Raw genomic sequence first — 11,897 nt, 5'->3', positions numbered from 1 at the left:
CCAGCGCGCGAGATCTGCAATCAGTGCCACAGGCTTAGGTGTGTCGAAATAGTGTCCACCAAGGAGCAGATCAAGCCTTCCCGATTGCTCACTGACCATTCCATAGCGAGGCAGGATCGATGGCGGAGTGATCACGCCCCGCTCCTTGCGCGACTTGAGCTTGCCTGCGCTGTTGAAGTAGAACTCGACAACTCGCTGACCCTTGCTGTCGATAGTCTCTTCGCCGGCAAACCATGACCGCATTTGGTTTTTCTGGGTCCACCCCGCGCTCAACGTCACCGGGGATACGGTCCTTCCGTCGCGTGCTTCAAGAGTTCCATCCACGACCGTCACTTGTTCCGAATCACCGAATGCCCCCGAGAGCGTGGTGCCGTCGGGCGCATCGAAACGCACTCCCGCCGGGAACGTAAACTCGCTGGCCGGATTTGCGCGCGAAACTTTCTTCAACGCACCAGCGTCGATGAAGCCCTCACCGCCAGATATGCCGCCAAGGGCCGCAACGGACCTCGCAAAAACGATGACATATTCGTGGTATCGCTTGAAAACGCCTTGCTGCTGAGAGTGTTGCTTGTCCCAGACGAGTTCCGCGAGGAAGTTTGCTTCACCGAAGATCTCCACCATGGTTCGTTTCAAAGCGTCGGCCTCGTGGTCATCGATTGATACGGCAATCACCCCGTCGTCGGTCAGGAGATTCCGCGCGAGCTTGAGCCGCGGATACATCATGTTCAGCCAGTTGGAGTGATAGCGCCCCTCGGTCTCGGGGTTCGACCCGACCTTCTTCCCCTCTTCGTTCACCTGACGGGTCCACTCGAGGTAGGTGTCGAGTCCCTCCCGGTAATTGTCCGGGTACACGAAGTCCTTGCCCGTGTTGTACGGCGGATCGATGTAGATCATCTTGATCTTCGAGTGATAGTGCTTCTGGAGGATCTTCAGCACCTCGAGGTTGTCGCCCTCGATGAAGACGTTCTGGGTCGCATCCCAGTCCTTCGAATTCTCGAAGTCCGGCCGCAACGTGGCGGTCGTCGGCTCCTGCGCGGCGCGCATGGCCCTCTTCTTGCCGGGCCAGAACAGACCGAAGCGCTCACTGTCATCGGCGACATCCTCCGACAGAAGCTCCTTCAGCTTCTCGACGTCGATCTTGCCGTCGGCGATGGCCTCGGGAACCAGCGCCTCCAGTTGCGCGGCCAGCTCGGTACGGAAGTTCGGGGTCGAACCAGGGGTCTCGTTGATCTCGGTCATGCGGTCGCCGTTCTCAGACAGGGGAAGACGCCGCTCAGGCGTCGACCCGCCAGCGGATGGTGAAGAGGTGTTCGGTGGTCTGGGTGCCTGAGAGCGACTGCTCGATCAGGTCGAGGTAGGAGTCCGCTTCCTCGCGGAGCTTCCGGCGCACGGAGCGGAACTCTTCGTCGGCGTCTTCCGCCTTCTGCTCCCATCGGCGCGCTTCGCGCTTCTGGCGCAGTTGCTCCATCGGGTCATCCGCAGCCCTGGCGAGGCGACGCGCATCCTTCTCCTTGGCGCGGTAGTCGCGGATGCGCCCCTCGTGCTCCGCCTTACGGTCCTGCTGCGAGCGGTAGAGGATCTCTTCCTGCTGCGCGTAGTGCCGCGCATTCCGCCCCTGCACTTCGCGCGTAAGTTCCTGCTTCCGCTGTGAGAGCGGAGCGCTGAGCCGCTCGACGTGGAGCGGGGCGTCGATCTCGCGCTGCTTCACGCACGCGAGGTCGAGCAGCGCCGCGACGTACTCCTCGTCGAGGAAGCGCCCGGAGTCGGTCATGGCGCCGGCGAGCATGTATGACTCGGAGATCTCCTCGCCGCGCGCGCTCATCGCGAAGCGGAGTTCGCTGACAGTGAGTACCCCCGACGAGCCGACGAGTTCTTTCGCGAGAGCCGAGACCCGTTCTGACGCCGTCGTGGAGAACACGAGCGCGCATTCGGGGGTCTCGTGTGTCTTTGCCGTGCGGACGACGTGCTGGGCGAGCGGACCCGAATAGCGGTACTGGTGGGCGTTGCTCACCGGCTTCGATTTGAAGTAGTAGCGACCCAGGAGGGTGTTAGCTACCGGGTACTTGAGCACTGTAAAGCTGCGCCCATCATCCTCGAACGTCGCGTGGTCACGAAGCTCGTGGCGGGTGACGGCGAGCAGCATCCGTTCGAATCGGTTAAGCACCTCTCCGGCTTCGTTGTCATAGCTCCGGAGCCGGTCTTGCACGTTCGGATCGAGGTGATCGAACACCTTCGCCTTCACTGCTGACATCTCGCGGGAGATCTCACCCGCGTAGCGCGACGCGATCTCGTCGAATGCGGCATCCAGTTCATCAGCAGTCCTGCACCGAGTGAGGATCTCGCCAATCGTCTTCTCGAAGTCGAGACCGTCCTCGATCTGACCCAGCACCTCATCGCTTGCACCGAACACACTCGAGAAGAGCTGGAACTTATCGGTCAGCAGTTCGAGGATGCGTGCTTCCGCGACGTTGCCCTTGTTCGAGAAGTTGACGACGACGACGTTGTACTTCTGCCCGAACCGATGCACCCGGCCGATGCGCTGCTCGACCCGCTGCGGATTCCACGGAAGGTCGTAGTTCACGAGCATCGAGCAGAACTGCAGATTGATGCCCTCAGCCGCAGCCTCCGTGGCGATCATCACCGTTCCGTCGGTGCGGAAGTAGTCGACGAGCGCCTTGCGACGATCCACCGCAGGAATCGCCGTGACCAGATCACCGTCACGGTTTTTCTCGAGCCACGCGTGGTAGATCCGTGTCTGCTCTGCACCGTCGTTCGTGCCGTTGAACAGCACGAGTCCATCACCGCGCCCCGCGCTGCGCAGTGACCTCGCGAGATACTCCTGTGTCTTGGTCGAATCGGTGAAGATGATCGCCTTCTGAGCAGCGCCCAGCTCACGAAGCCTTTCGAATCCGAGATCCAGCGCATCCAGCAGCTTGACCGCCTTCTCGTTCACAACGATCGAACGCGCGAATTCCGCGTAGTCACGGAGCTCCCGCGCTTCCGCAGCCATCGCCTCAACCTGGTTGGGATCGATCGAACGGCTGGGCTCGATGCCGATGTGCTCGGCCATGTCGTCGAGTACCTCGCCGCCGAGTTCGTCACCCGCGGCGAACTCCGCGACAAACCCGCCCCCTCGTGCGGACCTCCCACCCGCCGCGGCCTCCTCCGCCAACCGCGTGGCAATCCGCTCGAGCGTGCTCGCCACCGCATAGGTCGAGGAGCCCAGTCGTTTGCGGATGATCAGTGCGGCGAGGTGGCGCTGCGACCCGCTGAAAGCCCACAGTTCGTCCCGCTGCAGGTAGCCGTTGACGAGGTCGTACAGGCGCAGTTCGTCTTCCGAGGGGGTGAACTCGACTGTCAGTGGCAGCCGCTGCGTGAAACGGATGTACCTGTCGGCGTCCTTCCGAAGCGTTCGCTTCGAGATCGCCGAGACCCGCTCGGCGAGGTCGTCCTCTCCGCTTTTCACGTAGCGCTCGCGGAATGCCTCGAGAGACGTGAAGTACGTCGGGTCGAAGACCGAGACCAGCCCGTAGAGCTCTTCGAGCCGGTTCTGCAGCGGAGTGGCGGTCAGGAGCACTGTCTTGTGCGCGCTCCGCACGATGTGCGCAACGGCAGCGGCCGCTTTCGCCTGCCCGGTCCAGTGATTGCGGAGCCGATGGGCTTCATCCGCGACGAAGAGATCCCAGCCTCTGAGAAGCTGCTGCTCGTGCCTCCGCGCGAAGTCGTACGAGCAGATGAGCACCGGCGACTGCCTGTCACCGGACGGCGAGAGCAGGGCATCCTTCGACCGTGGATCCAGAATCTCGGATGGGATGAGGAACTTCTCGGCGAGCTCCTGTTGCCACTGCTGCCGGAGAGTCGACGGTGCGACGATGAGGATTCTGCGTCGCCGCTCGGCCCAGTACTGGGAGATGATGATGCCGGCCTCAATGGTCTTTCCGAGACCGACCTCGTCCGCGAGGATCACACCGGGCAGAAACGGGGTCTGCAGGGCGAATAGCGCCGCGTCGATCTGATGCGGCTTGGGCTCTACTTGTGCGTCAAAGAGCAGCCCGGCGATCTTTCCGACGTGATCGCTGGAGTAGGAGCGATCGAGTTCGTACGCGTAATACTTCGCCTGGTGCTCGGTCAGGGGCGTCAAGAGTGCCCCTGGACTGCAAAGAAGACGCCTGTTTCGCCATGATCGGCCTCGCGCTGTCGCGATTTGACGAGTCGCTCAGGCGCAGCATCCGATTCCTTGATCACAAGCCAGAGTGTACAAGTACCCGGGGACATGCACCCTGGTGCGATCTACCGTGGCCTAACAGGCTTGTCGGGTGCCTCGAACTCCCTCCCCCGCTGCGGCCTTGATCGGCAAGCGGATCGCCGAGGAGCGCAAGCGTCGAGGCATCACGCAGGACGAGCTGGCGGTGCTCAGCGGCATCGACTCATCGAACATCCGCAGTTACGAGTCGGGTCGCTCGATGCTCAGCATCCTGACCCTCGTCCGGATCGCGGATGCGCTGAAAGCCGAGCCCGGGCACTTCCTCGAAGCGTTGACGCCCGCGGACTTCGGGGCTCGACCAGTAGAAGGTCGCCTGAAGGCCGGCTGAACGAGACGCCACGGCCGATCGAGGCCTATCGCGATTTCCCGATACTCACTCCCTATTGCGATTTCCCGATATCGCGTTACTATCGGAATATGACGATAGGAGTCCGCGAATGAAGTACACCGCGCGACTGCGCACGCCGAACGACATCGGACTCGCCCTGCAACAGTCCCGACTCGCGCGCGGACTGTCCCAGACCGAGCTGGCCGCAGAACTCGACCTTCCGCAGAGCACCATCAGCGAGATGGAGAGCGGCAAGGCGACGATCTTTCTGCGTCGTCTATTGGATATCGCCGACGCGACCGGGCTCGAGTTGACCGCCGGCTGGGAGGCGCCCGATGAGGCTGGCCGTTGAGCTCCACGACACCCGCATCGGCACTCTCGACGGTGACGCGCGCACGTTCGACTTCACGCCCGACACCTCGGCCATCGCGCAGTTCGGGGTGAACAGCCCCGTTCTCTCCGTCGCGATCCCCCTCGTGCCCGTCCAGCGTCGCGATCACGCCGCACGTCGGCGGAACTGGTTCGCCGAACTCCTCCCCGAAGGCGACCAATACGACTACATGCTCGCGCAGGCGGGTCTGCGCCGCGACGGTGTGCCGGCGTTCCTCGCTCGATACGGCCGCGACGTCGCCGGCGCGCTCCAGATCTGGGATCTGGACGATCCGACCGAACCGCGCGCCCCGGGTCTCGAGCCCGTCGACGAACGCGGCATCCGGGTCCTTCTGGAAGATCCCGTCGGCGCACCCCTGGGCAACACGACGCGAATGGGAAGGACGTCGCTCGGCGGTATCCAGCCGAAGATCCTCCTCGCCCGCACGGACGACGGATGGGCCCAGGCGATCGGCGGTCATCCGACGACGCACATCCTGAAGCCCCGACTCGATGGCGACCGCGGGACCATCATCTACGACGAGGAGTACGGCTCGCGCATCGCCCGAGGCCTCGGGCTCGCCTCGTTCGATTCGCGGATCGAGGATTTCGACGGGCTGCCTGCCATCGTCATCGAGCGATATGACCGGGCCGCGGGTTCGCGCATCCACCAGGAGGACTTCAACCAGGCCCTCGGCGCGCGCGGCAATCAGAAATACCAGGAGATCGGCGGCGTGGTGAGCCTGCGCCGAGTCGCCGACGTGCTGCGCCGGAACTCGTCCGCCCGTGACCTGCGGATGCTGGCGGAGCGGGTCACGCTCGCAACGGCGATCGGCGACCTCGATCTGCACACCAAGAACATCTCGCTGCTGCATCCTGCCGACGGCGAGGTCCGTCTCGCCCCCGCATACGACGTCGTCCCTCAGGTGCGCGACGACGGCGGCCGTATGGCCCTGGCCGTCAACGGCACCTATCGGCATGCGGCGTTGACCCGCGCCGACCTCGACGCCGAGTTCAGCGGCTGGGGCCTGCGGCGCTCGACGGCGATCATCGACGACGCCCTCGAAAGGATCGAGGCGCTCGTCGCCACGGAGAGCCCGCTTCCCGGTTCACGCCCCGGTCTCCGCTCTCAGATTCAGCGCTTCATCCGCAATCTGCAGGCCGGCGACGCCGTCGGCGCCGTCGGCGCCGCGACCTCCTGACCTCAGCCCGCAGGAGGCGCAGCGGCCGCAGGCGCCGCCACCCCCACCGGCTCCACCACGACCGCAGTCCCGTACGCGCAGATCTCGCTGAAGTTGCCGATCGATCCGGCGTCGAACCGCATGGCGACGATCGCATTGCCGCCGCGCTGCTGGGCTTCCGCCCACATCCGTCCCATGACGACCTGGCGGCTCTCGTACATCACCTGGGTGTACTCGGGGATCTCGCCGCCGCCAAGCGAGCGGAACCCGGCAGTGAAGTTCTGCCCGAAGTCGGTCGACCGCACCGTCAGCCCCATCACCTCGCCGAGCACCTGCGTGATGCGGTAGCCGGGGATGTCGTTCGTCGTCACCATGAACATGACGCCATCGTGTCAGACGGATGCCGGGACGGCATGGGGAATTCTGCCCACCCGCATCTCCCTATCGATCCGCTGTGAACGCGTACCGTTGATCCCATGAACACGCGCACACCGTCCCGCCTCCTCCTGGCACTGCCCATCGCGGCCCTCGCCTTCTCGCTCGCTGCCTGCGGCGGGGCGGCGCGCCCGACCGCCGATCAGGTCGCCGACGGCCTGACCCAGTTCTTCGACGAGCAGGGCATGGGCGACCAGATCGACGCAGACGCCGCCGCCTGCCTCGCCGACCACCTCGTCGACTCCGACCTCAGTGACGAGACCCTCCGATACCTCGCCGACGGCGAGGACAAGCAGTCCAGCGTCGAGGACCGCGATCTCACCACGCAGATCCTCCAGGACAACCTCGCGGAGTGCACCGCCTGACGGTTGCGCACGATGACGGAGGATGACGGATGCTTGCAGCGTCCGTCATCCTTCGTCATACCGGCCCCCGGAATGAAAACGCTCTCCTAGCGTTGAGCGTTATGGGCGTGTACACGGCACGCCACGATTTCTGGAGTCCCCGCAATGAGCACCACCGCACGCGCCGCCAAGGCGCCTGACACCCGCGGACCGATCCGGAAGCTGCTGACCTCGTTCGGCTTCCAGATCCTCGCCGCTCTCGTCCTCGGCGTCGCCGCCGGCCTCATCGCCCGCCAGCTCGGCGCCACGGCCGAGGCACCGAACGGCCTGTCCGCGACCCTCGACACGATCGGAAGCTCGTACGTGACGCTGCTGCGCGCAGCCGTCGTCCCGCTGATCTTCACCGCGATCGTCGCGAGCATCTCGAACCTGCGCCGCGTCCAGAACGCCGCGCGCCTCGCCGGCCAGACCCTCCTCTGGTTCGGCATCACCGCCTTCATCGCGGTCACGATCGGCATCGTGCTGGGCCTGGTCATCCAGCCCGGCTCCAAGGCCGGCGCGGGCCTCGAGCCCGGCGACCCCTACACGGTCGGCACGTGGTGGAACTTCCTCCTCGGGCTCATCCCGCAGAACTTCCTCGGCCTCAGCGTCAGCACGAACCCCGGCGCCGTCGAGGGCACGTTCAGCTCGAGCGTGAACTTCAACATCCTGCAGGTCATCGTCGTGGCCGTGGTCGTCGGCATCGCCGCCCTGAAGGCAGGCAAGAAGGCCGAGCCGTTCCTCGCGTTCACCGAGTCGCTGCTCAAGGTCATCCAGCGGGTGCTCTGGTGGATCATCCGCATCGCCCCGATCGGCACCTTCGGCCTCATCGGCGCCGCCGTCGTGAAGTACGGCTGGGAGAAGCTCGCGGCCCTCGGCTGGTTCGCGATCGCGATCTACATCGGCCTCGCACTGGTGCTGTTCGTCGTCTACCCGATCCTGGTGAAGACGCACGGCCTGTCGATCAAGCAGTACTTCTCGGGCGTCTGGCCCGCCGTGCAGCTGGCCTTCGTCAGCCGCTCCTCGATCGGCACGCTGCCGCTCACCGAGCGCGTCACCGAGCGCAACCTCGGCGTGCCCCGCTCGTACGCCTCGTTCGCCGTGCCGTTCGGCGCGACCACGAAGATGGACGGCTGCGCCGCGATCTACCCGGCCATCGCCGCGATCTTCGTCGCCCAGTTCTTCGGCATCGAGCTGAACATCGTCCAGTACCTGCTGATCGTGCTGGTCTCGGTCGTCGGCTCCGCCGCCACCGCGGGCACCACCGGTGCGACCGTCATGCTCACGCTGACGCTGTCGACCCTCGGCCTGCCCCTCGAGGGCGTCGGACTCCTCCTCGCGATCGACCCGATCCTCGACATGGGCCGCACGGCGGTCAACGTCGCGGGCCAGGCACTCGTGCCGACCATCGTCGCCAAGCGCGAGGGCATCCTCGACGAGGAGCTCTACAACGCGCCCCGCGAGGGCCTGCCCTTCGCCGACGACTCGGCAGACGAAGCAGCCGACGACGCCGGAGACGCGGATGCCGGTGAGCCGGATGCCGTCTCCGACAAGGATCCGGAGCCCGTCGGCGCCCGCTGACCCGCAGTCCTCTCGCGCCTGGAGCGCCTCGTCCCCTCACCGGGACGGGGCGCTCCTCGCGTTTCCCCTCGGTGTCGCTCAGCTCGCCGATGTCCGCTCCACAACTCCGGAGAAACGTGGGTCGCCAGCACCAGAGCCCCCGTCATCCCGCCCGTGAAGCGCGCGCGACGGCACAGATCTCCGGAGTTGTGAACGCCGCCCCGTCGCAGCCACCAACCGCACGGCGACCGCCCTCCCCGCTCGGCGCCGGGCCGTGCCCGAGCGGGCGCACAAGCGGATGCCTCTGAGTCGGATACTGCTACGCCCGGCCCGGCAGCCTCGCCGCCCCGCGGGTGTCGAGCGCCAGCTCCTCGGCATCCATCGCCGTCATCATCTCGCGCATGACCTCCTCGTCGAGGTTTCCCGCGTCCCGCTCCGCGAGCAGGATGCTGCGCCGCACCTGCAGCCACCCCTTCGACAGGGCGACCAGATCGTCGTACGACGGCCGCGCGACGGCATCCTCCACCTCCTGCGCCTGGTCGGTGTCCTTCTCGACCCTGGTCATCCTCGTCGTGAAAGCGTCGAAGACGCTGAGGTCGACGCTGCCGTGCTTCGCCTCCCACGCGACACGCTGCGCGGCCAGGTAGGCCTTCCCCGCCTCCCGGCTCTTCGCCCTGACCTCGGCGAGCGCCTTCTCGTCATCCGCATGATCGACTTCGCTCGCGATGCCGAGGCGGCGGATCAGCAGCGGCAGCGTCAATCCCTGCAGCAGCAGCGTGCCGACCGTCACGATGAACGCGACCACGACGATGGCGTGCGAGGCATCGGCATCGAGAGTGGCGAGATCGGCGGCCGCGAGCGCGGTGGCTAGCGTCACCACGCCCCGCATCCCCGCCCAGGAGATGACGGCGTTGTCCTTCCAGGTGAGCTGGAGCCCCGCCATCCTGTCCCGCACGATCCTGGTGCGCAGGTCGTCGGTGCTGCGATCCCGCCAGCGCCGCGACTGTTCACGCCTCCTGTCGAACTCGCCGGACTCGATGCCCCGGTCCATGCGCGCGAGCCGGCGCCGGTCGAGGAGGTTCGCCCAGGCGTTCGCCGGATAGATGTAGAGCGGCCGAACGATCAGCACCACCACGAGCACGGCCGCCGACAGCAGCAGGATCCGCCCGACCGACTCGTCGCCGAGATCGTTGAGCACCCGCGGGAACTGCAGCCCGATGTACGCGAACACGAAGCTCTCCAGCAGCAGATCGGCGGAGAGCCACAGCGGCGTCTCCTGCTGACGCGTCGTGTAGTCGGTGCGCGGCGCGTTGAATCCGACGTAGAGTCCCATCGCGACGACGGCGAGCACCCCCGAGCCGAGCAGGTGCTCGGCGATCGCGTACGCCCCGAACGGTGCGAGCAGGCCGAAGGTGCCGATCACGACCGGATCGCTGATGCGCATGCGCAGCTGATGCAGCACGATCCCGAACACGAGCCCGACAGCGACGCCGACACCGACGGCGAGGAGGAACTGCAGAACCCCGTTCAGGACCGTGACGGTGGCTCCCGTCAGGATGAGCGCGAACACCCGGTACAGGGTCAGCGAGGTGGCATCGTTGATCAGGCTCTCCCCCGACAGCACCGTCATGATGCGCCGCGGCAGCCCCAGCCTCCGGCCGATCGCGGCGGCCGAGACGGCGTCGGGCGGAGCGACGATCGCCCCGAGCAGAAGGGCACCTGGCAGGGTGAGCGAGGGGAATATCCACCAGGCGACCAGGCCGACGGCGAGCGCCGTGAGCAGCACCAGCCAGATGCCAAGACGCCGGATCTGCGGCAGGCTTCGCTTGAACCCGACGAAGGAGACATCGAGCGCCGCCGAGTACAACAGCGGCGGGAGCACGAGGTTCAGCAGGACATGGCCGTCGATCTCGAGGTCGGGGACGAACGGCAGGAAGGATGCCGCGAGCGCGGCGACCGTCACGAGCAGCGGTGCGGGCCATCCTCGCCAGCGCGCGACCGCCGCGACCACGACCGCCCCGACGAGAACATAGAAGATCTCCGCATCCATGCTCGAAGCGTAGCCGCGGCACCCCGCCGCTCTGCGTCAGCGCTCAGCCCGGAGCAGCTCCACCACCTCGTGATCCTCCACCTGGCGGAAGTCGATGTAGTGCATCCCGACCGCCATGAAGTCCTCCGGCTCGTACAGGCAGACGACCTCATCGGCTTCGTCCAGGGTGCGCAGCGCGTCCGACGACGCGACGGGGACTGCGACGACGACGGATGCCGCGCCCCGCTCCCTCGCGATCGAGCATGCCGCCCTGGCCGTGGCGCCGGTCGCGATGCCGTCATCGACGATGATCGCGGTCCTGCCGTGCAGGTCGATCGGCGGATGCCCCTCGCGGAACCTCATGACCCGCTGCTCGACCTCCGCGCGCTCGCGCCGCTCAGCCTGCTCGACATCTTCGGTCGTGACCCGCGCAGCGGCGGTGACGTCGGTGTTCAGAACCGTCGCGTCACCCTCGCCGACGGCGCCCATCGCGACCTCCGGATGCCAGGGGACCCCGAGCTTGCGCACCACGAGCACATCCAGGGGAGCCGCGAGACCTGCGGCGACCTCTGCCGCGACGGGCACGCCGCCGCGCGGCAGGCCCAGCACCACGGGATGGTGACGCGTGCGTTCGGACAGGCGCGCCGCGAGCATCCGCCCCGCCTGCTGCCGGTCCTTGAAACGCTCCATGTCGGCCTCCGCATGCTCTTGCCGTCGGTTCCGGATTACCCCTGTCCCCGAATCCGGTCAACCCCCGCGCGGAAGCGCGGGATTCGGGCTAGGCGCGCTCCCCGGCCGGCTCGTCCTCTCAGGTCCGGCGCCATCCGGATACTGTTGTCGCACGCGGCGATCCCCCGATGCGCCGCCTGCCGAAGGAGGCGCGGATGTCAGTCGATGTCACCGTCGAGACGATCATCGAGCGGCCGGCCGAGGCGGTCGCGGCCTACGCCGGCGACCCGGGGAACGCCCCCGAGTGGTACGGCAACATCCGCTCCGTGCGCTGGCACGGCGACCCCGCTGTCGCGGTCGGGGCGCGGATGGACTTCGAGGCACGGTTCCTCGGCCGGACGCTCGCGTACACGTATGAGATCGTCGAGCTCGTGCCCGGTCAGCGACTGGCCATGCAGACTACCCAGGGCCCGTTTCCGATGCGCACCACGTACACCTGGACCCCGGTCGGCGACGGCTCGACCCGGATGACGCTGCAGAACTCCGGCTCTCCCTCGGGCTTCGCGAAGATCTCCGCACCCCTGATGGAAGCCGCCATGCGGCGCGCCACCACCCGCGACCTCGCCCGGATCAAGGAGATCCTCGAGGCGCGCGGCTGACTCCGCACCGCGGGAATGCG

At 66.5% G+C, this 11,897-nt stretch carries 11 protein-coding genes; 6 read left to right on the top strand and 5 right to left on the bottom strand.

The window, feature by feature from the left end; all coding sequences use genetic code 11:
- The coding region (locus IPV10_RS04125; protein WP_207480693.1) for a site-specific DNA-methyltransferase at positions 1-1,239 on the bottom strand (1,239 nt) is incomplete at its 3' end.
- Between the two features lie 34 nt (positions 1,240-1,273).
- A complete protein-coding gene (locus IPV10_RS04120; protein WP_242684619.1) occupies positions 1,274-4,141 on the bottom strand; it encodes an SNF2-related protein in 2,868 nt (955 codons plus the stop codon).
- Positions 4,142-4,316: 175 nt separating this feature from the next.
- Here IPV10_RS04120 and IPV10_RS04115 point away from each other — a divergent pair, with 175 nt between their 5' ends.
- The 3 genes from IPV10_RS04115 to IPV10_RS04105 all read left to right on the top strand — a co-directional run bounded on the left by IPV10_RS04115 (position 4,317) and on the right by IPV10_RS04105 (position 6,163).
- Entirely contained in the window at positions 4,317-4,592 is a 276-nt protein-coding gene (locus tag IPV10_RS04115) for a helix-turn-helix domain-containing protein (RefSeq protein ID WP_207480691.1), read from the top strand.
- A gap of 109 nt (positions 4,593-4,701) precedes the next feature.
- A complete protein-coding gene (locus IPV10_RS04110; RefSeq protein ID WP_207480690.1) occupies positions 4,702-4,944 on the top strand; it encodes a helix-turn-helix transcriptional regulator in 243 nt (80 codons plus the stop codon).
- Entirely contained in the window at positions 4,928-6,163 is a 1,236-nt protein-coding gene (locus IPV10_RS04105; protein ID WP_207480688.1) for a type II toxin-antitoxin system HipA family toxin, read from the top strand. Before IPV10_RS04110 ends, IPV10_RS04105 begins: the two co-directional genes overlap by 17 nt.
- 2 nt (positions 6,164-6,165) lie before the next feature.
- On the opposite strand, the gene IPV10_RS04100 is transcribed toward IPV10_RS04105, so the two are convergent.
- Positions 6,166-6,522, bottom strand: coding sequence for a YbjQ family protein (locus tag IPV10_RS04100; RefSeq protein WP_207480686.1), 357 nt, complete (start codon positions 6,520-6,522; stop codon positions 6,166-6,168).
- A gap of 96 nt (positions 6,523-6,618) precedes the next feature.
- Here IPV10_RS04100 and IPV10_RS04095 point away from each other — a divergent pair, with 96 nt between their 5' ends.
- Entirely contained in the window at positions 6,619-6,942 is a 324-nt protein-coding gene (locus IPV10_RS04095; RefSeq protein WP_207480684.1) for a hypothetical protein, read from the top strand.
- Between the two features lie 144 nt (positions 6,943-7,086).
- On the top strand, positions 7,087-8,541 hold the full coding sequence (locus tag IPV10_RS04090; protein WP_207480682.1) for a dicarboxylate/amino acid:cation symporter: 1,455 nt from the start codon (positions 7,087-7,089) through the stop codon (positions 8,539-8,541).
- Positions 8,542-8,839: 298 nt separating this feature from the next.
- Here IPV10_RS04090 and IPV10_RS04085 read toward each other — a convergent pair whose 3' ends face one another.
- On the bottom strand, positions 8,840-10,570 hold the full coding sequence (locus IPV10_RS04085) for a sodium:proton antiporter (RefSeq protein WP_207480680.1): 1,731 nt from the start codon (positions 10,568-10,570) through the stop codon (positions 8,840-8,842).
- Positions 10,571-10,606: 36 nt separating this feature from the next.
- The gene (locus IPV10_RS04080; RefSeq protein WP_207480678.1) at positions 10,607-11,239 is read right to left on the bottom strand and encodes a phosphoribosyltransferase; all 633 of its coding nucleotides are present in this window, start codon (positions 11,237-11,239) and stop codon (positions 10,607-10,609) included.
- 194 nt (positions 11,240-11,433) lie between these two features.
- On the opposite strand from IPV10_RS04080, the gene IPV10_RS04075 reads away from it, so the two are divergent.
- Positions 11,434-11,877, top strand: coding sequence for an SRPBCC family protein (locus IPV10_RS04075; RefSeq protein ID WP_207480676.1), 444 nt, complete (start codon positions 11,434-11,436; stop codon positions 11,875-11,877).
- Positions 11,878-11,897: the final 20 nt, after the last annotated feature.

It is taken from the genome of Microbacterium sp. SD291 (assembly GCF_017355365.1).
In the GTDB taxonomy this organism is placed as follows: domain Bacteria; phylum Actinomycetota; class Actinomycetes; order Actinomycetales; family Microbacteriaceae; genus Microbacterium.
The sequence above is the reverse complement of the archived record's forward strand: the minus strand, read 5'-3'. Positions and strand labels throughout refer to the sequence as shown.

Coding starts and splice junctions, on each gene's coding strand:
- IPV10_RS04080 (WP_207480678.1), bottom strand. CDS start 11,239: ATGGAGCGTTTCAAGGACCGGCAGCAGGCGGGGCGGATGCTCGCGGCG.
- IPV10_RS04100 (WP_207480686.1), bottom strand. CDS start 6,522: ATGTTCATGGTGACGACGAACGACATCCCCGGCTACCGCATCACGCAG.
- IPV10_RS04105 (WP_207480688.1), top strand. CDS start 4,928: ATGAGGCTGGCCGTTGAGCTCCACGACACCCGCATCGGCACTCTCGAC.
- IPV10_RS04110 (WP_207480690.1), top strand. CDS start 4,702: ATGAAGTACACCGCGCGACTGCGCACGCCGAACGACATCGGACTCGCC.
- IPV10_RS04085 (WP_207480680.1), bottom strand. CDS start 10,570: ATGGATGCGGAGATCTTCTATGTTCTCGTCGGGGCGGTCGTGGTCGCG.
- IPV10_RS04090 (WP_207480682.1), top strand. CDS start 7,087: ATGAGCACCACCGCACGCGCCGCCAAGGCGCCTGACACCCGCGGACCG.
- IPV10_RS04095 (WP_207480684.1), top strand. CDS start 6,619: ATGAACACGCGCACACCGTCCCGCCTCCTCCTGGCACTGCCCATCGCG.
- IPV10_RS04075 (WP_207480676.1), top strand. CDS start 11,434: ATGTCAGTCGATGTCACCGTCGAGACGATCATCGAGCGGCCGGCCGAG.